Origin of the sequence: Mycolicibacterium vaccae NBRC 14118 = CIP 105934 (assembly GCF_001552715.1) — a bacterium.
GTDB lineage: Bacteria > Actinomycetota > Actinomycetes > Mycobacteriales > Mycobacteriaceae > Mycobacterium > Mycobacterium vaccae.
The window spans coordinates 24581-43304 of sequence record NZ_BCRS01000005.1; the positions used below are offsets into that span (position 1 = coordinate 24581).

Annotated in this window: 21 protein-coding genes; 13 read left to right on the forward strand and 8 right to left on the reverse strand. The window is 69.7% G+C overall.

The window, feature by feature from the left end; genetic code table 11:
* Window positions 1-25 precede the first annotated feature (25 nt).
* Window positions 26-688: a GntR family transcriptional regulator gene (locus tag MVA01S_RS01890; protein WP_003933686.1), complete on the forward strand. Its 663-nt coding sequence runs from the start codon at window positions 26-28 to the stop codon at window positions 686-688.
* A gap of 60 nt (window positions 689-748) precedes the next feature.
* On the opposite strand, the gene MVA01S_RS31440 is transcribed toward MVA01S_RS01890, so the two are convergent.
* The gene (locus MVA01S_RS31440; protein ID WP_003933685.1) at window positions 749-898 is read right to left on the reverse strand and encodes a hypothetical protein; all 150 of its coding nucleotides are present in this window, start codon (window positions 896-898) and stop codon (window positions 749-751) included.
* A 115-nt stretch (window positions 899-1013) separates the two neighbouring features.
* On the opposite strand from MVA01S_RS31440, the gene MVA01S_RS01895 reads away from it, so the two are divergent.
* From MVA01S_RS01895 to MVA01S_RS01905, 3 genes are all read left to right on the forward strand, one after another.
* On the forward strand, window positions 1014-1823 hold the full coding sequence (locus tag MVA01S_RS01895; protein WP_003933684.1) for a DUF5718 family protein: 810 nt from the start codon (window positions 1014-1016) through the stop codon (window positions 1821-1823).
* 93 nt (window positions 1824-1916) lie between these two features.
* Window positions 1917-2894 carry an NAD-dependent epimerase/dehydratase family protein gene (locus tag MVA01S_RS01900; protein WP_051015399.1) on the forward strand — a complete coding sequence of 326 codons (978 nt, stop codon included), beginning with the start codon at window positions 1917-1919 and terminating at the stop codon, window positions 2892-2894.
* Between the two features lie 152 nt (window positions 2895-3046).
* Window positions 3047-3787, forward strand: coding sequence for a cutinase family protein (locus MVA01S_RS01905; protein ID WP_003933682.1), 741 nt, complete (start codon window positions 3047-3049; stop codon window positions 3785-3787).
* Window position 3788: 1 nt separating this feature from the next.
* Here MVA01S_RS01905 and MVA01S_RS01910 read toward each other — a convergent pair whose 3' ends face one another.
* Window positions 3789-4733, reverse strand: coding sequence for a GGDEF domain-containing protein (locus MVA01S_RS01910; RefSeq protein ID WP_003933681.1), 945 nt, complete (start codon window positions 4731-4733; stop codon window positions 3789-3791).
* A 45-nt stretch (window positions 4734-4778) separates the two neighbouring features.
* Here MVA01S_RS01910 and MVA01S_RS01915 point away from each other — a divergent pair, with 45 nt between their 5' ends.
* The 5 genes from MVA01S_RS01915 to MVA01S_RS01935 are packed head-to-tail and all read left to right on the forward strand — an operon-like array spanning window position 4779 to window position 9172.
* Complete coding sequence (locus tag MVA01S_RS01915; RefSeq protein WP_003933680.1) at window positions 4779-5648, forward strand: LysR family transcriptional regulator ArgP; 870 nt, start codon at window positions 4779-4781, stop codon at window positions 5646-5648.
* A gap of 23 nt (window positions 5649-5671) precedes the next feature.
* On the forward strand, window positions 5672-6436 hold the full coding sequence (gene cobF / locus MVA01S_RS01920; protein WP_003933679.1) for a precorrin-6A synthase (deacetylating): 765 nt from the start codon (window positions 5672-5674) through the stop codon (window positions 6434-6436).
* Entirely contained in the window at window positions 6433-7908 is a 1476-nt protein-coding gene (locus MVA01S_RS01925; protein ID WP_003933678.1) for a cobyric acid synthase, read from the forward strand. The genes cobF and MVA01S_RS01925 overlap by 4 nt, the downstream gene beginning before the upstream one ends.
* Window positions 7908-8651 carry a cobalt-precorrin-6A reductase gene (locus MVA01S_RS01930; RefSeq protein WP_040543156.1) on the forward strand — a complete coding sequence of 248 codons (744 nt, stop codon included), beginning with the start codon at window positions 7908-7910 and terminating at the stop codon, window positions 8649-8651. The genes MVA01S_RS01925 and MVA01S_RS01930 overlap by 1 nt, the downstream gene beginning before the upstream one ends.
* Window positions 8648-9172, forward strand: coding sequence for a bifunctional adenosylcobinamide kinase/adenosylcobinamide-phosphate guanylyltransferase (locus tag MVA01S_RS01935; protein WP_003933676.1), 525 nt, complete (start codon window positions 8648-8650; stop codon window positions 9170-9172). The genes MVA01S_RS01930 and MVA01S_RS01935 overlap by 4 nt, the downstream gene beginning before the upstream one ends.
* 19 nt (window positions 9173-9191) lie before the next feature.
* Here MVA01S_RS01935 and MVA01S_RS01940 read toward each other — a convergent pair whose 3' ends face one another.
* From MVA01S_RS01940 to MVA01S_RS01965, 6 genes are all read right to left on the reverse strand, one after another.
* Window positions 9192-9641: a VOC family protein gene (locus tag MVA01S_RS01940; RefSeq protein ID WP_157895646.1), complete on the reverse strand. Its 450-nt coding sequence runs from the start codon at window positions 9639-9641 to the stop codon at window positions 9192-9194.
* Complete coding sequence (bluB, locus tag MVA01S_RS01945) at window positions 9619-10290, reverse strand: 5,6-dimethylbenzimidazole synthase (RefSeq protein WP_003933769.1); 672 nt, start codon at window positions 10288-10290, stop codon at window positions 9619-9621. Before bluB ends, MVA01S_RS01940 begins: the two co-directional genes overlap by 23 nt.
* The gene (gene cobM, locus MVA01S_RS01950; RefSeq protein ID WP_040543152.1) at window positions 10287-11060 is read right to left on the reverse strand and encodes a precorrin-4 C(11)-methyltransferase; all 774 of its coding nucleotides are present in this window, start codon (window positions 11058-11060) and stop codon (window positions 10287-10289) included. The genes bluB and cobM overlap by 4 nt, the downstream gene beginning before the upstream one ends.
* Before the next feature lie 98 nt (window positions 11061-11158).
* Window positions 11159-12400 (reverse strand): amidohydrolase family protein, encoded by a 1242-nt coding sequence (locus tag MVA01S_RS01955; RefSeq protein ID WP_003933767.1) that lies wholly within the window; start codon window positions 12398-12400, stop codon window positions 11159-11161.
* Between the two features lie 87 nt (window positions 12401-12487).
* Window positions 12488-13066 (reverse strand): TetR/AcrR family transcriptional regulator, encoded by a 579-nt coding sequence (locus MVA01S_RS01960; RefSeq protein WP_003933766.1) that lies wholly within the window; start codon window positions 13064-13066, stop codon window positions 12488-12490.
* A 79-nt stretch (window positions 13067-13145) separates the two neighbouring features.
* Window positions 13146-14168, reverse strand: coding sequence for a LacI family DNA-binding transcriptional regulator (locus MVA01S_RS01965; RefSeq protein ID WP_003933765.1), 1023 nt, complete (start codon window positions 14166-14168; stop codon window positions 13146-13148).
* A 155-nt stretch (window positions 14169-14323) separates the two neighbouring features.
* Between MVA01S_RS01965 and MVA01S_RS01970 the strand changes: the two genes are divergently transcribed.
* Genes MVA01S_RS01970 through MVA01S_RS01985 form a run of 4 tightly spaced genes read left to right on the forward strand, consistent with a single transcriptional unit; the run spans window position 14324 to window position 18561 of the window.
* The gene (locus MVA01S_RS01970; protein ID WP_003933764.1) at window positions 14324-15727 is read left to right on the forward strand and encodes a sugar porter family MFS transporter; all 1404 of its coding nucleotides are present in this window, start codon (window positions 14324-14326) and stop codon (window positions 15725-15727) included.
* The gene (locus MVA01S_RS01975) at window positions 15724-16644 is read left to right on the forward strand and encodes a sugar phosphate isomerase/epimerase family protein (protein WP_003933763.1); all 921 of its coding nucleotides are present in this window, start codon (window positions 15724-15726) and stop codon (window positions 16642-16644) included. Before MVA01S_RS01970 ends, MVA01S_RS01975 begins: the two co-directional genes overlap by 4 nt.
* Window positions 16645-16652: 8 nt before the next feature.
* Window positions 16653-17684, forward strand: a complete 1032-nt coding sequence (locus MVA01S_RS01980) for a Gfo/Idh/MocA family protein (RefSeq protein ID WP_040543151.1) — start codon at window positions 16653-16655, stop codon at window positions 17682-17684.
* A gap of 4 nt (window positions 17685-17688) precedes the next feature.
* The gene (locus MVA01S_RS01985; protein ID WP_003933761.1) at window positions 17689-18561 is read left to right on the forward strand and encodes a sugar phosphate isomerase/epimerase family protein; all 873 of its coding nucleotides are present in this window, start codon (window positions 17689-17691) and stop codon (window positions 18559-18561) included.
* The last annotated feature ends 163 nt before the right edge of the window (window positions 18562-18724 follow it).

The window sequence follows — 18724 nt, forward strand, 5'->3', positions numbered from 1 at the left end:
GTTGACACTCAAAAGGGAGCTCTCCATGTCGGTCGAACCGAGCTCGCTGTTGCGGCTGGAGAAAACCAGTCTGCGTGAGCAAGCGCTGACCGCGCTGCGAAAGGCGATCACCTCGGGGCAGATCAAGCCGAGCACCCACCTGGTGGAGACCGAGCTGTCGGACGCGTTGCAGATCAGCCGGGGCACCCTGCGGGAGGCGATGCGCCAACTGCAACAAGAGGGGCTGATCTCGGCAGGGCCGCGGGGCCGGCTTTCCGTCCGGCACCTCGACACCAAGGAGATCCGCGACATCTTCGACGTGCGCGCCGCACTCGAGTCATTGGCCGCCCGCGAGCTGGCGGCCCAGCCCGACCGCGCCGACGCGGTCAAGGCTCTGCGCAGCGCAGTCGACGACATGGACCGCTGGGCGGCATCCAACCTCGAAGACCGCATCGAAGCCGACCTTCGATTCCACCGCACGATGTGTCAACTCACGGGAAACGTCACTCTGCTCCACCAATGGACGTCGCTGGAAGGCAGCATCCGGATGTCGATCATGTTCGCCGGCGTCGACCGGGCCATCAAGAACATGAACGCCAAACGGCATCACGACATCATCGATGCCATCGAGTCCGGCGACAGCAACAAGGCCGCTGCGGCCGTAATCGAGCATATGGCCAGCGCCGCAGACACCTTGGTCACCGCGTAACGGCTCCCGGACCGCGGGTCGAGGAGTTGCCACGCGTGCGCCCGTCAACGTCGACGGACATCACGCAGATGTGCCGCCGTCCGGTTCGGTGAGTTCGGGCGCGATCTCCCGGGTGGCCATGCCGCCCTCGCGGCCGTGATCCTCGGGGCCGGGCCTGCCGCCGTTCGGTTCCTCGGTCTTCTTGTCCGCTTGATCGCTGTTGCCCTCCATACCGTTCCTTCCGTTCTGTGGTGCTGTACCCGGTCCGGACGTCGCCCAGACACCGCGGCGCCCATCCGAAACCACCCTTGCGGCCTGATTCCCGGCGGCGCGTACGCTGCTGCACGTGATCGATATCGCACTGAGCGAGATGCGTGACTGGTTCGGTTTCGGGGTCGCGGGCAACTTCGCCGGGCACCTCGAACAGGCAGGTGAGGCCGCTGATTTCGTGAACGTGACGAGCGAGGGAGCGGCGCCGAAGGGGATCTTCCCGTGGTACGCGCCGGGATCGGACACGTTCCTCGGCGAGTTCCCGCTGTCCAACGACGAGGTCGTGCTGCCTGCGGAGAGCCCGGAGTTCTCGGGGCCGCTGAATCTGCAGATCGAGCCGGAGGTCGGGCTGGCCTGCCGGGTGGTGTGGCAGGGCGACACCGTCGTGACGTTGGAGCCGTTCGCGCTCGGCGCGTTCAATGACTGCTCGATCCGGCGCCCGGGCGCACCCAAGATCAGTCACAAGAAGAACTGGGGGCCGGCGTCCAAGGGGGTGGCCGCACAGTTCTTCGACATCGGCGACCTGACCCCGGACGGTCCGACGGCCACGCTGCGCCTGGTCTGCCATCTGGGCAGTGACGGTGAGGAACACGCCTACGGCGTCGACAGCCCACTGATCGGCTACTCGTACTACGGCGAGGTCCTGCTCGACTGGATCGTCGAGCGGCTGGCCAACCAGAAAAGCTCGCCGGACACCCCGCTCGAAGACGTCGGCGCGCTGATGGCGGCCAGCGGGCACCCCGAGCACGTGCTGATCGGCATCGGCGCCACCCGGTACACCCCGCTGGGCGAGTCGACCTTCCTCAAGCCGGGGGACCAGGCCATCGTGCGGGTCTACGACACCGCGTCCGACGCGGCGTCCGAGCTGCGTCAGCGCGTCCGGTAACGCAAACCGTCGTTCTTACCGTTGCCGACGTGGTTATCTGTCGCAGTGACGAGCGATGACGACGTGAACGTGGCGGGGCAGCGGGCGCTGGTGATGGGGGCCAGCGGCAACGTGGGGGCGTGCGTGGTGCGCCACCTCGCCGCGGCAGGCGCCGATGTCCGGGTGCTGCTGCGGAAGTCCAGTTCCACCAAGGGAATCGACGGCCTCGACGTCGAACGGGTCTACGGTGACCCGTTCGATCCCGCGACGGCCGCCGCGGCGATGGCCGACCGTGACGTCGTCTACTACTGCATCGTCGACACCAGGGCCGAACTCAAGGACCCCGCGCCGCTGTTCGCGACCAACGTCGAGGGCCTGCGCACGGTGCTCGACGTCGCCACCGGCGCGGACCTGGACAAATTCGTCTTCCTGAGCACGATCGGCACGATCGCCGTCGGCCCGGACGGCCAGACCGTCGACGAGGACACGCCGTTCAACTGGGCCGACCGGGCGGGCAGCTACATCGAGTCCCGGCGCGCCGCCGAACAACTGGTGCTGACCTACGCCGCCGACGGCCGGGTGCCCGCGGTGGTCGTCAACGTGTCGAACCCGTACGGACCGCCGGACTGGCAGCCGCGCCAGGGCATGTTCGTCCAACTCGCGGCGCTGGGCAAGCTGCCGTTCTACGTGCGCGGGGTCGGTTCCGAGGTGGTCGGCATCGACGACGCGGCCGACGCGATGCTGCGGGCATCGCTGCGCGGACGCGTGCGTGAGCGCTACATCGTCTCGGAACGGTTCATGACGCACCGCGAACTGCTCACCACCGCCGCCGAAGCCGTCGGCGCCCGCCGGCCCAGGATCGGGGTCCCGATGGCCGTCGTCTACGGCTTCGCACACGTGGCCGACGTGGTGGGATCGCTGCTGCGGGTGCAGGTTCCGATCAGCAGGCAGAGCGCTTTCCTGTTGGCGTTCACCTCACCGGCCAGTCACGCCAAGGCGACCCGCGAACTGGGGTGGCACCCGAAGCCCACCGAGCAGTTCATCGCGCGCGCAGCGGAGAACTACGTGGAACGCCAACGCGTCGGGGCCTAGCGTCCGAACGGCGACTCGCGACAGCCGCATGACCGGATGGGGGATATCCCCCAATTAACCTGATCTCCGGGCCGGATGGAATTTCTGGAGCAGTCCAGGCCTTTCACACGTTGTCGCCGTAACGGGGCGGCCACGACCGAGGAGTTTCAGAAATGCCCGATCGCCGTCCCACCGCTCACGTCGTCTCCGGTACGTCCGTCCGCCGCGCGTTGGTGATGGCAGGCGCCGGGGGAGTGCTCGCCGCCGGCCTGATCGGTCCCGGCGCCGCGAGTGCGCAAGCTGCCGACTCCTGTCCCGATGTCCAGGTGGTGTTCGCCCGCGGCACAGCCGAACCCACGGGGGTCGGCCGCGTGGGTCAGGCCTTCGTCGACGCGCTGCGCGACGAACTGGGCGGCCGCACCGTCGACGTCTACGCGGTGAATTACCCGGCGTCCTACGACTTCCTGCAGTCCACCCCGGTCGGTGCCGACGACGCCAGCGCGCGCATCCAGGCCACCGCCGCGGCCTGCCCCAGCACCGCCATCGTGGTGGGCGGTTACTCGCAGGGTGCGGCGGCGGTCGACCTGATCACCGCAGACCCCAACGCCACGTTCGGATTCGGCCGCCCGATGCCGGCGCCGGTCGCCGACCATGTGGCCGCCGTCGCGGTGTTCGGCAACCCGTCGACCAAGATAGGCAACCCGCTGACCGCGATCAGCCCGCTCTACGGGGCGAAGACGATCGATCTGTGCAACGGCGCGGATCCGGTGTGCTCGGCCGGCGACGACCGCCCGGCGCACAGCCAGTACGTGCAGACCGGACTGGCACGCCAAGCCGCCGACTTCGTCGCCAAGAAGGTGACCGGCCACCAGTCGTCCGGTTCGGTGATCAACGCCTCGGCCGCGGTGAACTGAGCTACCGGTTGCCGGCCCGCCGCGCCCGCTTGCGGTCGTAGAGGTCGCGATCGGCGACGGCGAACAGCCCGTCGAGCGCGCGAGGGTCCGGCGCGCCGACCGCGACGCCGTGGGTGACGTCGACGGCGAGACCTTCGGTCAGCTCTGCCGCCAGCACCCCCGCCTGCGCCGCGTCGTCGACCGCGACGATCAGGACGAACTCGTCGCCCCCGATGCGGCCGAGGACGCTGCCCGCGGGGATCCGGGCGACCCATCCGCGGGTCAGGTCGCTGAGCAGTTGGTCGCCGACGGCGTGCCCACGCTCGTCGTTGACGCGTTTGAAGTCGTCGACGTCGAACACCACCACGGCGATCTGCCGGCCCCGGCGGTCGGCCTGCTTGAGCAGCCGTCCGGCTTGGCGGCCGAGGCCGGCCCGATTCCAGATCAGCGTCAACGGGTCCCGGAAAGCGGCGTCGAGCAGCACCGAGTTGCCCAGCCCGAACACCTCGGCCGCACCGAGCACGCTCAGTGCGTAGAACAGCACCCAGATCACCGCGATCGGGGCCGGCGCCACCAGCAGCGCGGCGGCCGCGGTGGCGGTCAGCGCCGCCACCGCGATCCGGGTGGTCGCGGCGCTGTGCCAGGTGCGGATGAAGATGGCCACGAACATCAGCGGCACCACCGACCAGATCTGGGCGACAAGCTGGTGGTGGAACAGCACGCCGACGATCGGAGCGGCGCTCATGCAGGTCAGCGCGCCGACATAGCGCAGGCCGGTCGCAGGGGTGGGCAGCGCGAGCAGCAGGCCCACCGCGGACAGCGCCACGGCGGCGACCTCGCCGCGCACGTCTGAAGAAACGGTGTCCACCACCAGCGCCTGGAAGACCGTCAGCGCGTAGAGCACCGCCATGATGGCGAGGTAGATGATCAGCATCTTGCGCCGCAGCAGCTCGTCCAGGGGCACCACGAGAAGAGCGTAGAAGACGCCTGGCCGGTGGCTAGCATCTCTTGTGTGACCGGCCAACTCGACACCGCGCAGCTGGCCGCGTTGTCGGCGGTCGTCGAGTTCGGCAGCTTCGACGCGGCCGCGACCCACCTGCACGTCACCCCGTCGGCGATCAGCCAGCGGATCAAGGCCCTGGAACAGCAGGTCGGCCAGGTGTTGGTGCTGAGGGAAAAGCCCTGTGTGGCAACACCTGCCGGGATCCCGCTGCTGCGGCTGGCGGCGCAGACCGCGCTGCTGCAGGCCGACGCGCTCGCCGAGATGCGCGGCGGCAGCACCGACCTGCCGCGAATCGCGATGGCGGTCAACGCCGATTCGATGGCGACCTGGTTCACCGAGGTGTTCGCCCGGCTGCCGCACGTGCTGTTCGACGTGCGCATCGAGGACCAGGACCACTCCGCCCGGCTGCTGCGCGAAGGCGTGGTGATGGGCGCGGTGACCACCGAGCGCACCCCGGTCGCCGGTTGCCGCGTCCAGCCGCTCGGGGTGATGCGCTACGTGCCGGTGGCCTCGAAGGCCTACATGCGAAGGTATCTACCGGACGGGTTCACCCGCGAGGCGGCCGCCCGGGCGCCGTCGCTGGCCTGGAACCGCTCCGACGCGCTCCAGGACCAGTTGGTGCGCAAGGTGTTTCGCCGATCCATCGTCCGTCCCACCCACTACGTGCCCACCGCCGCGGGCTTCGGCGCGGCCGTGCACGCCGGGCTGGGCTGGGGCATGTACCCCGTCCAGCTGGTGGACGCGTCGTTCGTCCCGGTCACCGATCAGCACCTGGATGTGCCGTTGTACTGGCAGTGCTGGAAGCTCGACAGTGCCACCGTCGGACAGGTCACCGCCGCGGTGGAGGCGGCCGCGGCGGGGCTGCTCCCCGGGCGGTGACGGCGGGCAGGGACAATCGCGGTATGCACGCCGCGGTCAGGGTCCGGATTCTCGGCGTCGGCATGGGCCCCCAGCACGTCACGCCGGAGGTCGCCGACGCGCTGCGCTCCGTGGACTACGTGCTCGCCGCCGAGAAGTCCGGCGACGACCGTCTGCTCGCGCTGCGCCGCGAGATCCTGGGCCGGTACGGCGGCGCCGAACTGGTCGCGCTGCCCGATCCGGCGCGCGACCGCTCCGCGGGCCTGGACACCCGGGGCTACGAAGCCGCGGTCGGCGACTGGCACGATGCCCGCGCCGCCGCGTATGCGCAGGTGCTCAGGGAGCGCGGCGGGACGGCCGCGTTCCTGGTCTGGGGCGACCCGTCGCTGTACGACTCGACGATCCGGGTGGTCGAGAAGATGCGTGACCTGCTGAGTCCGCAGGTCGTGCTGGATTTCGACGTGCTGCCCGGCATCAGCGCGCCGCAGTTGCTCGCGGCGCGGCACCGCATCGTGCTGCACGAGGTCGGCAGGCCGGTGCACATCACCACCGGCCGCCGGCTGCAGGAGGCGGTGGCCGCGGGGATGGACAACATCGTCGCGATGCTGAACCCGCCGCCGGAGCGGCTGGACTTCGACGGGCTTGCCGACTGGACGATCTGGTGGGCGGCCAATCTCGGCGCTGCCGGCGAACGTCTGGTCTCCGGCCGGCTCGGCGACGTGCTGCCCGCGATCACGCAGGCGCGCGCCGCCGCCGACGAGTGCGACGGCTGGGTGATGGACGTGTTCCTGGTCAGGCGGCCCCGGTGACCGGGCTGCTGATCGCGGGCACGACCAGCGACGCGGGCAAGACGGCGGTGACCACGGGGCTGTGCCGCGCGCTGGCACGCCGGGGACTCAAGGTCGCCCCGTACAAGGCGCAGAACATGTCGAACAACTCGATGGTGTGCCCGGGCGCAGACGGGACCGGGGCCGAGATCGGCCGGGCCCAGTGGGTGCAGGCGCTGGCCGCCCGCGCCGTCCCGGAGCCCGCGATGAACCCGGTGCTGCTCAAACCGGGAAGCGACCGCCGTAGCCACGTCGTGCTGATGGGCCTGCCGTGGGGGCAGGTGTCGTCGTCGGACTGGCTGGAGGGGCGCCGGGCGCTGGCCGAGGCCGCGCACGCCGCCTACGACGAGCTGGCCGCGCGCTACGACGTGGTGATCGCCGAAGGCGCCGGCAGTCCCACCGAGATCAACCTGCGCGCAGGCGATTACGTCAACCTCGGGCTGGCCCGGCATGCCGGTCTGCCGACCGTCGTGGTCGGCGACATCGATCGCGGCGGGGTGTTCGCGGCGTTCTTCGGGACGGTCGCGCTGCTCTCACCCGAAGACCAGGCGTTGGTCGCCGGGTTCGTGGTGAACAAGTTCCGCGGCGATCAGGCACTGCTCGACCCCGGTCTGCGCGACCTGGAACGGCTGACCGGACGCCGGGTGTTCGGCACCGTGCCGTGGCACCCCGACGTGTGGCTGGATTCCGAAGACGCACTGGAACTTCAGGGGCGCGGCTCCACCCGCCCGGGTGCTCCCCGGGTCGCGGTGGTGCGGTTCCCGCGGATCAGCAACTTCACCGACGTCGACGCGCTCGGCCTGGAACCCGGTCTCGACGTGGTGTTCGCCTCACAGCCCGGCGCTCTGGCCGATGCCGACCTGGTGGTGCTGCCCGGGACCCGCGCGACGATCGCCGACCTGGCCTGGCTGCGCAGCCGTGGTCTGGACCGGGCGGTGCTGGCCCACGCCGCGGCCGGTAAGCCGGTGCTGGGGATCTGCGGGGGCTTCCAGATGCTGGGCAGGCAGATCCGCGACCCGCACGGTGTGGAGGGCGGCGTCGCCGAGGCCGAGGGCCTGGGACTGCTCGACGTGGTGACCAACTTCGTCGCGGACAAGACGCTGCGGTTGCCCGAGGGTCACTGGGACGGTGTGGCCGCGGCGGGCTACGAGATCCACCATGGCCGGATCACCCGCGGGGCCGGGGTCGAGGAGTTCCCCGGCGGTGCTCGCCGCCGGCACGTGTTCGGCACGATGTGGCACGGCGCGTTCGAAGGCGACGCGCTGCGCGCCCGCTTCCTGACCGAGACTCTCGGCGTGCCGCCCTCGGGGGTGTCGTTCCCGCAGGCCCGGGAAGACCGCCTCGATCTGCTCGGTGACCTGATCGAAGAACACCTCGACGTCGACGCGCTGCTCGACCTCGCCGCCAGCGGCCCGCCGCAAGGTCTGCCGTTCCTGCCGCCCGGAGCGCCGTGATGCGAATCCTGTTGCTGGGCGGCACATCCGAGGCCCGCGCGTTGGCCGAACTGTTGACCGCCGACGGCGCCGACGTCACCACCTCGCTGGCCGGGCGGGTCGCACATCCCCGGCTCCCGGTCGGGGAGGTCCGCATCGGCGGTTTCGGCGGGATCGACGGACTGCGCGCCGTGCTCGACGGGTACGACGCCGTCGTCGACGCCACGCACCCGTTCGCGAAGAACATCTCGGCCAACGCAGCAGCGGCGTGCCGCGCCGACGGCGCCCCGCTGCTGCGGCTGGAACGACCGGGCTGGAGTGCGCGCAGCCGCGACACCTGGCACTGGGTCGACACCCACGAGGACGCCGCGGCCACCGCGGCCCGGCTGGGCGCCCGCCCGTTCCTGACGGTCGGCCGCCAGGAGATCGACCGCTTCGTCCCGGATCTGCGTGAGCACGCGGTGCTGGCCCGGGTGGTGCAGGCCCCCGACGCGCAACTGCCCGCCCGCTGGCAGCTGGTGACCAGCCGCGGCCCCTACGAACTGGCCGGTGAGCTGACGCTGATGCGGGAGCACCGCGCCGACGTGCTGATCACGAAAGACTCCGGCGGAGAACACACCTGGCCGAAGATGGCGGCCGCCGAACAGCTCGGCATGCCCGTGGTCGTGGTGCGCCGCCCACCCCGCGCCGCGGGGGTGCCAACCGTGCACGACCTCACCGAGGCCGTGGCCTGGGTGCGTGCGCTGGCAGCGGGTGCGACGTGAGGGTCCTGGTCACCGGCGGCGTGCGCTCCGGGAAGTCCCGTCACGCAGAACAACTGCTGAGCCGGGCGCCCCTGGTCACCTATCTGGCCCCAGGCCGTCCCGCCGACGGCAGCGACCCCGACTGGGACGCACGCGTCGCGCAGCACCGGGCTCGCAGGCCCGCGCACTGGCGGACCGTCGAGACCGCCGACGTCGCCGCCGCGGTGCGCGAGGCCGACGGCGCCGTCCTCGTCGACTGCCTCGGCACCTGGCTCACCGCCCTGCTCGACCGAGATCAGCTGTGGGAGGCCGACTCCCGTGAGATACACACCGCGGTCGAAGGCCGGGTCTCGGCGCTGTGCGACGCGCTGGCCGCGGCCCGGGACGTGGTGGTCGTGACCAACGAGGTCGGCCTGGGCGTCGTGCCGTCGCACCGGTCGGGGGTGCTGTTCCGCGATCTGCTCGGCACCGCCAACCAGCGGGTCTCGGCGGTGTGCGAGGAAGTGCACCTGGTGATCGCGGGCCGGGTGCTCACGCTCTGACCGCCGGCCCCGGTGTACGTCAGTCCAGGCAGAACTCGTTGCCCTCGGGATCGGCCATCACGATGTGGCCGCCCTGCAGCGGCGGGGCCGGCTCGTGCCGACCGAGGCGGGCGGCGCCCGCCGCGACCAACTCTGCGCACCGCTGTTCCAGTGCCGCCATCCGTTCGTCGCCCTCAAGGCCGTCGGCTGCGCGCACGTCGAGGTGGACGCGGTTCTTGGCCGCCTTGCCCTCCGGGACCCGCTGGAAGAACAGCCGAGGGCCCCGGCCGTCGGGGTCGATCACCGCCGACGCGTCGTTGTGCTGTTCGGGCGGCACGTTCATCGCGGTGAGCGCGGCCTCCCACGAGTCGAATCCGGGCGGCGGCGGTTGCACGGCGTAACCCAGGGCAGCTGCCCAGAACTCGGCCATCGCGGCCGGGTCGGCGCAGTCGAACGTCACTTGGATCTCACGGGCGGTCATCTGGCCCATCATGGCTCACAAACGAGCCGTGGACCGGTGATCCGTAGCGTTCCCCGTGCAGCACCGCCGACAGCGAGGTCCGCGCCCGCCAGCCGAAGCGTTCCAGGTCGGGGACGTCGGGCAGATCGGCGACGGGGCCGACGCACAGCCACGCGACCGGGCGCACGTGCCCGGGCATCCCCAGCAGGTCGCGCAGGAAGTCCTCGCGGTAGAACGACACCCAGCCGACGCCGAGCCCTTCGGCGGTCGCGGACAGCCACAGGTTCTGGATCGCGCAGACCACCGAGTACAGACCCGCGTCCGGAATGGCGTGCCGGCCCAGCACCTGTGGGCCCCCACGGGTCGGGTCGTAGCCGACGACGATGCCGAGCCCGGATTCGCAGATCCCCTCGACCTTGATGCGGTCGAACGTCTCGGCGCGCTCACCGGACAGCCCGGCGGCGAAGATCTCTCGCTCCGCGGCCACGTGGTCGCGGAATGCGCGCAGGGTCTGCGGCGACCGGACCAGGACGAAGTCCCAGGGCTGCGACATGCCGACCGACGGCGCGGCATGCGCGGCGAGCAGCACCCGGCGCAGCACGTCGTCGTCGACCGGTGCGCCGGTGAACTCGCGGCGGGTGTCCCGGCGGCGGTTGATGACGTCGTACAGGTCGTTCACCGGTGCCGCCCCGGCCGGTCCCGTGCGGGGTCGTACAGGTGGCTCTCGCCGGCCTCGGGGTCGGGCCGGCCGGCCAGCGCGCGTCCCACCAGGATCACCGCGGCCTGGCGCAGGCCGGCCGACTCCACCGCGTCGGCGATGTCGGCGACCGTGCCGCGCAGGACCAGCTCCTGCGGCTGCGACGCCCGGTACACCACCACCACAGGGCAGTCCGGCCCGTAGTCGGGGGCGATCTCGGCCATCAGCTCGCGGATCCGGGTGACGGCCAGGTGCAGCACGAGCGTCGCCCGGGTCGCGGCGAAGGCCTTGAGCGACTCGGTCTCGGGCATCGCGGTGGAGCGCTGTTGAGTGCGGGTCAGCACCACCGACTGCGCGACGAGCGGGACGGTCAGCTCGCGCCCGACCCGGGCCGCGGCGGCCGCGTACGCGGGCACCCCGGGTGTCACGTCCCAGGTCACCCCGGCCGCATCGAGCCTGCGGGTCTGTTCGGACACCGCCGAGTACACCGAAGGATCCCCGGAGACCAGCCGGACCACGCGCCTGCCGGCCCGGTGCGCGCCGACCAACCGGTCCACGATCTGGTCCAGGTCGAGGTGCTCGGTGTCGACCAACTCGGCGGCCGGTGAGCAGTGCGCCAGCACCTCCGGGTCGAGGTAGGTGCCCGGGTAGAGGACCACCTCGGCGTCGGCGAGCAGCCGGGTCGCGCGGACGGTCAGCAGGTCCGCGGCGCCGGGGCCGGCGCCGACGAAGTGCACCGCACGGTCAGTCATCGAACGGAAGTCTAGGGGGGCGCGCCCGACCTCCCCGACTGTGGGTGTTGTGCACGCATTTTGGCGTTCAGGCGTGCACAGCCCCCACAGTCGGCGGCTCAGGCGGAGGTCAGCGCGGGCGGCTCGGCGGCCCGCGGGTCCGGGTTGGCGATCGGCAGGCCCATGAAGCGACGGGCGTTGTCGCCCATGAAGTCGTAGGTGCGCCGCACGTCCATGCCCTCGGCGTACTTCCAGAACCCTGCGGGTTCGGCCAGACCCTCCGGGTGCGGATAGTCCGAGCCGAAGAGCACCTTGTCCCAGCCGACGGTGTTGACGACGTCGGAGACGCAGCCCTCCCAGAACGGGCTGACCCAGATGTTGCGGCGGAACACGTCCAGCGGGTGCTCGGGGAAGTTCTGCGGCATCTTCTTGGCGAGTTCTTCGAAGTCGTTGAACAGCGGGAAGATCCAGGAGCTGCCGTTCTCGACGCTGGCGATGCGCAGTTTCGGGAAGCGGGTCAGGGTGCCGTGGCAGATCAGGCTGGTGATCATGTCGGCGATCTCCCGGTGGCCCAGCACCATCCAGCGAAACGCGCTCTGCGCCATGAAGTTCTGGGTGTGCGGCGGTTCCCACCTGTTGACGTAGTCGTCGAGCGGCGGGTAGCTGGCGTGCAGCACGATGGGCAGCCCGGCGGCTTCGACGTCGCGCCAGAACGGGTCGAACTCGGGCAGCGCGGGGGAGCGCCACCCGCGCAGGCCGTGGACCGGTCCGGGTTTGATCAGCGCCACCTTGGCGCCGTGGGCCAGGATGTACTCGAGTTCGCGTCGGGCGCCGTCGACCTCGGAGAGGTTGATGATCGGAGTGGAGAACACCCGGCCCTGATAGTCGAAACTCCAGTGCTCGAGCATCCACTGGTTCAAGGCATGGATGACGGCCAGCGTGAGCTCGGGATCGTCGGCGGTGGCGTGTTCGATCAGGCTGGCCAGCGTCGGATAGTTGAGCGCCTCGCGCACGCCTTGGCGGTCCAGCTCGGCGACACGGTCGGCGGGGTTGCGGGTGGCGGCCGGGGCTTCGATCGCCGGGCCCTGCATCTCCCGCAGTGTCAGGCCCTCGGTGTTCTGCCCGGCGAAGAACTTCTCGTGCGCGCCGGGGGCGGCGACGCGCTCGAAGGTGGGGTTGGGGATGAAGTCGGACACCCGGTTGTTGATCACGATCCGGGTGTGGCGGCCGAAGTTCGCGTACTGCACCGCCCGGGAGAACCGGTCCGGGAGGTGTCTGGTCAGCGCCTCGGCCGTCTCGTACATGTGCTGGTCGGCGTCGAAGATCGGCGCGTCGCGGAACTGCTCGGCGGATCCTGGCATCGGTGACCTCCCCGGTCGCGCACGCCCGCGGCCTGCGGGTGCTCATACTGTAACGCATACAGTATGAGCCGGAACGTGCTCGGCCGGTCAGTCCGGCAGGCCCTTGTCCAGCACGTCGAGGGCGTCGAGGAAGGCCTGTCCCGACATCGGCCCGTCGTCGGACACGGCCATGAACACGCCCATGATCGCCCCGGCGGTGACCCGCATCTGCACGTCGTCCTCGGGCCGGTTCAGCCGCTGCGCGATCGCGGCCGTGAGCCGGTGGATCGCTTTGACGTGCTCGTTCCACAGCGCGCCCTTGGCCTCGGGCAGGGAGTACAGGAGGCGCTGACGGGCGATGATGTAGTCGAAATCCGGGCCGGCCATCCGCGCGAACACCTCGGCGGCGCCGTGCCGGTACGCGGCCACCGGTGAGAGCCCCGTGGGGGCGGCCAGGAACGCGTCGATGATCGGCGTGAACAGGTCGTCGGAGAACAGCACCGACTCCTTGGTGGGGAAGTACCGGAAGAACGTGCGCGGCGAGACGTCGGCGGCATCGGCGATCTGCTCGACGGTGGTCTGTGCGTAGCCGCGCTGCTCGAACAACCGGAACGCCTCCCGGCGCACGGTCTCGCGGGTGCGCGTCTTCTTGCGTTCCCGCAGACTGGGCCGTTCGCCGCCGCTCATCCCTTGATTGTCGCAGCAGCGATTGGCGGTCAAGCTCGTTCGTGACAAACCGGTGACGGGCGGGGGTACGGTGGCGCAGTCAGCGCGGGGGCTCCGCGGTGGTGCCGCGCACGATCAGCTGCGGCTCGAGGACCACGTCCGTGGCCCGAGACGGCCCCTCGACGAGCATCGAGACCGCCAACTCCACCGAGCGGCGGGCGATCTCGCCGGCGTCCTGATGGATGGTGGTCAGGTCGATGCGGGGGTTCTCCGACAGTCGGCTGTCGTCGAACCCCATCAGGGACACGCGGCCCGGCACGTCGACACCGGCGCGGGTGAAGACGTCGAGGATCCCGAGCGCGCAGCGGTCGTTACCTGCCAGCACGGCCGTCGGCAGCGTCGGTGCCGCCAGCATCGTGCGTGCCGCTTCGGCACCGGCTTCCTCGTTGTGGGCGCCGGGGATCACCACGGACTCGCCGGCCAGGCCGTGGGCGCGCATCGCGCGGCAATAGGCTTCCTGCCGGTCGTCCGAGCCGGGGTCCGTGCCGCCACTGACGTGGTGAATGTGGTGGTGTCCCAGGTCGACCAGGTAGTCGACGGCCTGCCGGATGCCCTTGGCGTCGTCGGTCCGGACGGTCGCCAGCGGAACCTCGTCGTTCAGTCCGGTCAGCCGCCTGCAGGCCACCACCACCGGCACCCGGGAGGCGAGCTCGTCGAAGAAGTCCTGGCCGGCCTTCGGTCCGAGCAGGATCAGCGCGCCGCACCGGTGGCTGAGTAGTGACTCGACGACGGTCGGTTCGGTCCGCCCGGGCAGGTTCGCCGACAGCAGAACCTCGTAACCGAGTTTCTCGGCGGCCGGATAGATGTGGGTGATCAGTTCGGCCTCGAAGAGCTGCCGGATGTCGCTCATGACGCCGAGGGTGCGGCTGCGGCCCTGGGCGAGCAGGCGGGCCGCGGAGTCCGGCCGGTAACCGATCTCGTCGGCGATCGCCAGGACGCGCTGCCGCGTCTCGTCGCTGGCGCCGGGCTTTCCGTCGAGGATGAACGACACCAGCGTCCGCGACACCCCGGCGCGTTCGGCGACGTCGGCCATGGTGGGGCGACGCCGGCGCGGGGTGGTCACAGCCTCGTTCCTCTCGGTGAGTGACGGTTGACACATATGTGAGTCGGGTTCATAGTAGTCCTTACGCGCGTTACTAACGCGCGTTAGTAGCCGAAGCGAGGTTCCCGGTGTCTATTCCATCTACGCCTGACAAACCCACGCCGTCCGATAAACCCATGACGTCCGACAACCCGGGCCGCTTCCTGACGAAGCTCACTGTCATCGCCACCCTCGGCGGCCTCCTGTTCGGCTACGACACCGGGGTCATCTCCGGTGCCCTGCTGTACATGAAGGACGACCTGGCACTCTCGGCGTTCGGCGAGGCGACCGTGGTCAGCTCGCTGCTGTTCCCCGGCGCGGCGTTCGGTGCGCTGTTCGGCGGTCGGGTCGCCGACCGCCTCGGGCGCAAGCGCACGCTGCTGATCTGTGCGGGCCTGTTCCTGATCGGGGCGCTCGGCTGTGCGCTGGCACCCAACGTGCAGATCATGGTCGCGGCGCGCATCGTGCTGGGGCTGGGCGTCGGCGCGGCCGCCGTGACGTGCCCGCTCTACCTGGCCGAGATGGCGCCGGCCGACCGGCGGGGGCGCATGGTCACCATCAACGAGCTGATGATCGTCACCGGCCAGATGCTCGCCTTCGCCACCAACGCGCTGCTCGATCACCTCATCCAGGACCCGCACGTGTGGCGGACCATGCTGGCCGTCGCGACGGTCCCCGCGATCGCGCTGCTGGTCGGCATGCTCGCGTTGCCCGACTCGCCGCGCTGGTACGCCCTGCAGGGCCGCCTGTCCGAAGCCCGAAACGTGTTGCGGCTCAGCCGCTCTCCTGGCGAGGCCGAGGCCGAGTACGCGATCGTGGTGGACCACACCAGCCACATGCTCAAGAGCACCAGCACCCCGTTCTCGGTGATCCGCGACGTGCCGTGGATCCGGCGGGTGGTGCTGGTCGGGTGCGGGCTGGCCATCGTGCAGCAGGCGACCGGCATCAACACCGTGAACTACTACGCCCCGACCATTCTGGAGCAGAGCGGTCTCGGGGTCAGCGCCGCGCTGGTCGCGACCATCGCGGTCGGTGTCACGTCGGTGGTCACCACGATCATCGGCATCATCCTGCTCGGCTACATCGGACGGCGCACGATGCTGCAGATCGGCTTCGCCGGGGTGGCGGCCTCGCAGGCCGCGTTGGCGGCGGCGTTCCTGTTGCCGGAGAACACCACCCGCAGCTACGTGATTCTCGGGTGCATGGTGCTTTTCGTCGGGTTCGTGCAGATGTTCATCGGAACCTGTGTGTGGCTGCTGCTCTCGGAGATCTTCCCGCTGTCGGTGCGCGGGTTCGCGATGGGCATCGCGGTGTTCGTGCTGTGGTGCACCAACGCGGTCATCTCGTTCCTGTTCCCGCTGTTGAACAACGCACTGGGGTCCACCGGCACGTTCGCATTGTTCGTCCTGGTGAACATCGGCTCCTGGATCTTCGTGCACCGCCTGGTGCCCGAGACCAAGGGCACCACCCTCGAAGAACTCGAGGAACGTCTGGAAACCGAGGGCATCTCGGCATCGACCATGGAAAGGACACCTGTATGAGCACCATCCGCGTCGGCTCCGCGCCGGATTCGTGGGGAGTCTGGTTTCCCGACGATCCGCAGCAGACGCCCTACACGCGGTTCCTCGACGAGGTCGCCGAGTCCGGCTACGAGTGGATCGAGCTCGGCCCGTACGGCTACCTGCCCACCGATCCGGGCAAGCTCTCCGACGAGCTCGCCGCGCGAGGACTGAAGCTCTCGGCGGGAACGGTTTTCGAGCATCTGCACCGGGACGGCGCTCCTGCGGACGAAAACTGGAACTCAGTCTGGAAGCAGATCGAGGACGTCGCGAAGCTGACCGCGGCGGTCGGCGGGAAGCACGTCGTGGTGATCCCGGAGATGTGGCGGGATCCGGCCACCGGAGAGGTCCTCGAAGACCGCAACCTCACCGAACAGCAGTGGGCGAAGAAGACCGGCGGGATGAACGAGCTCGGTAAGGCGATGTACGAAACCTACGGGGTGCGTGCGCAATACCATCCGCACGCCGACTCGCACGTCGACACCGAGGACAACGTCTACCGCTTCCTCGACGGCACCGACGGCCGGTATGTGAACCTGTGCCTGGACACCGGGCACATCTCCTACTGCGGCGGTGACAACATCGCGATCATCCGCCGCGCACCGGAACGCATCGGGTACCTGCATCTCAAGCAGGTCGACCCCGAGGTGCGCGCCAAGGTCGAAGCCGAGGACCTGCCGTTCGGCGAGGCCGTCAAGCTCGGCGCGATGACCGAGCCGCCGCTGGGAATCCCGGACATGCCACCGCTTCTCGCCGAGATCGACAAGCTCGGCATTGACGTGTTCGCGATCGTCGAGCAGGACATGTATCCCTGCGAGGTCGAGGCACCGCTGCCCATCGCCAAGCGCACCCGGAGCTACCTCGGGTCGTGTGGCATCCCATCCGTCACGTTCAAGTAGAGAGACCCATGTCTGACATTCGTGTAGCCGTCCTCGGGGTCGGCCTGATGGGCGCCGATCACGTCGCGCGTCTGACCTCCCGCATCTCCGGCGCCCGCGTCGCCGTGCTCAACGACTACGTCACCGAGAAAGCCGAAGAGCTCGCGGCCGGCATCCCCGGCTGCCGGGCTGTCGCCGACCCGCTGGACGCGATCGCCGATCCGGATGTCGACGCCGTGCTGCTCGCGACACCGGGCCCCACGCACGAGAAGCAGCTGCTGGCCTGCCTGGAGCAGCGCAAGCCCGTGCTGTGCGAGAAACCGCTGACCACCGACGTCGAGACCTCGCTGGAGGTGGTCCGCCGGGAGGCCGAGACCGGGATCCGGTTGATCCAGGTCGGTTTCATGCGCCGCTTCGACGACGAGTACGTGCAGCTGAAGTCGCTGATCGACGGCGGTGAGCTGGGTAATCCGCTCGTGCTGCACTGCGTGCACCGCAACCCGGTGGTGCCCGCGCACTTCGATTCGGCGATGACGGTGCGGGACTCGCTGGTCCACGAGGTCGACGTGACCCGCTTCCTGTTCGGCGAAGAGATCACCGACATTCAGATCGTCACGCCGACGCCGAATTCACTGGCCCCCGAGGGGCTCTCCGATCCGCAGATCGCGATCATGAAGACCGCGAGCGGCCGTCACGTCGACGTCGAGCTGTTCGTCACCACCGGCGTGGCCTACGAGGTGCGCACCGAGCTCGTCGCCGAAAAGGGCAGCGCGATGATCGGTCTCGACGTCGGGCTGGTGCGTAAGGCCGCCCCCGGTATCTGGGGCGGCACCAGCACCCCCAGCTTCAAGGAGCGGTTCGGCCGGGCCTACGACGCCGAGGTCCAGCGGTGGGTCGACGCGGTCCGCAGGGGTGCCGAAACCGGCGACTACACCGATGGGCCCGGTGCATGGGACGGCTACGCCGCCTCCGCGGTGTGCGAAGCCGGCGTCCAGGCGTTGCAGTCCGGTCAACCCGTCGCGGTCTCCCTGGTCGACCGCGCCTCGATCCCGGGAGCCTGAGCTGATGAAGATCGCGCTTGATCCGACACCGTTCCACCACGACCACCCGCTGCTCGAATTGCCGGCACTGGTAGCCGAATTGGGCTATGAGTATCTGCAGTTGACTCCGCATCGGGATTTCATCCCGTTCTACAACCATCCCCGCGCCGACGACGCGTTGGTGGCCCGGTTCCGCAAGGCGTGTGAGGACGCCGGGGTCGGGATCGCGTCGGTGCTGCCGGTGTTGCGCTGGTCGGGACCCGACGAGGACGCCCGCGAGGCCGCGGTGCGCAACTGGAGGCGGGTTGTGCAGATCACCGTGGATCTGGGGGTCAACGTGATCAACACCGAGTTCTCCGGCCGCCCGGAGCAGGCCGAGGAGTCGGAGCGGGCGTTCTTCCGATCGATGGAGGAGTTGGTCCCGCTCTTCGAGCGGGAGGGTATCGACGTGCGGATCGACCCGCACCCAGACGATTTCGTCGAGGACGGACTGGAGGCGCTGCGCATCATCCGCGGGGTGAACTCACCGAACATCGGGTTCGTCTACGTCGCGTGCCACACCTTCCATATGGGCTCGGACATGTCGGAGATCATGGCCGCCGCGGGGGACACCCTGCGGTTGGTGCATGTCGCCGATTCGATGGATCACCACCGCTCGCACGGGTTGCGCTACATCACGAACCCGCCGGGCAATCCGGTCCGGGTGCACCAGCATCTCAAGATCGGCGACGGGGACGTCGACTGGGACGGGTTCTTCGGCGGCTTGGGCAAACTCGGCTTCTACGACCGCGAGGACACCGTGATGGTGTCCAGCGTGTTCGGCGAGGACGAGCACGCCCACGAGGTGTCGCGCTTCCAACTCAAGACCATGACCGAGTACGTCGCCAAATACCGTTGACCAACAGCCCGCCGAAATCGCATTCCACGCGGCCGAAACGCCGAAAATGCCGCGTGGAATGCGGTTTCGGCACGGGGGTGACTCTCCGGCGCGGGAGTTTTGCTCGGCAAATCAGGCGTCCCCGTAAGATCGCCTATGTTGACACTCGCCGTAAGCACAACGC

Bases quoted from the DNA above. Each gene is read 5' to 3' on its own strand.
- MVA01S_RS01890 (WP_003933686.1), top strand. From the start codon at position 26: ATGTCGGTCGAACCGAGCTCGCTGTTGCGGCTGGAGAAAACCAGTCTG.
- MVA01S_RS31440 (WP_003933685.1), bottom strand. From the start codon at position 898: ATGGAGGGCAACAGCGATCAAGCGGACAAGAAGACCGAGGAACCGAAC.
- MVA01S_RS01900 (WP_051015399.1), top strand. From the start codon at position 1,917: ATGGGGGCCAGCGGCAACGTGGGGGCGTGCGTGGTGCGCCACCTCGCC.
- MVA01S_RS01905 (WP_003933682.1), top strand. From the start codon at position 3,047: ATGCCCGATCGCCGTCCCACCGCTCACGTCGTCTCCGGTACGTCCGTC.
- cobF (WP_003933679.1), top strand. From the start codon at position 5,672: ATGCACGCCGCGGTCAGGGTCCGGATTCTCGGCGTCGGCATGGGCCCC.
- MVA01S_RS01930 (WP_040543156.1), top strand. From the start codon at position 7,908: ATGCGAATCCTGTTGCTGGGCGGCACATCCGAGGCCCGCGCGTTGGCC.
- MVA01S_RS01940 (WP_157895646.1), bottom strand. From the start codon at position 9,641: ATGGGCCAGATGACCGCCCGTGAGATCCAAGTGACGTTCGACTGCGCC.
- cobM (WP_040543152.1), bottom strand. From the start codon at position 11,060: ATGACTGACCGTGCGGTGCACTTCGTCGGCGCCGGCCCCGGCGCCGCG.
- MVA01S_RS01955 (WP_003933767.1), bottom strand. From the start codon at position 12,400: ATGCCAGGATCCGCCGAGCAGTTCCGCGACGCGCCGATCTTCGACGCC.
- MVA01S_RS01960 (WP_003933766.1), bottom strand. From the start codon at position 13,066: ATGAGCGGCGGCGAACGGCCCAGTCTGCGGGAACGCAAGAAGACGCGC.
- MVA01S_RS01970 (WP_003933764.1), top strand. From the start codon at position 14,324: ATGACGTCCGACAACCCGGGCCGCTTCCTGACGAAGCTCACTGTCATC.
- MVA01S_RS01975 (WP_003933763.1), top strand. From the start codon at position 15,724: ATGAGCACCATCCGCGTCGGCTCCGCGCCGGATTCGTGGGGAGTCTGG.
- MVA01S_RS01980 (WP_040543151.1), top strand. From the start codon at position 16,653: ATGTCTGACATTCGTGTAGCCGTCCTCGGGGTCGGCCTGATGGGCGCC.
- MVA01S_RS01985 (WP_003933761.1), top strand. From the start codon at position 17,689: ATGAAGATCGCGCTTGATCCGACACCGTTCCACCACGACCACCCGCTG.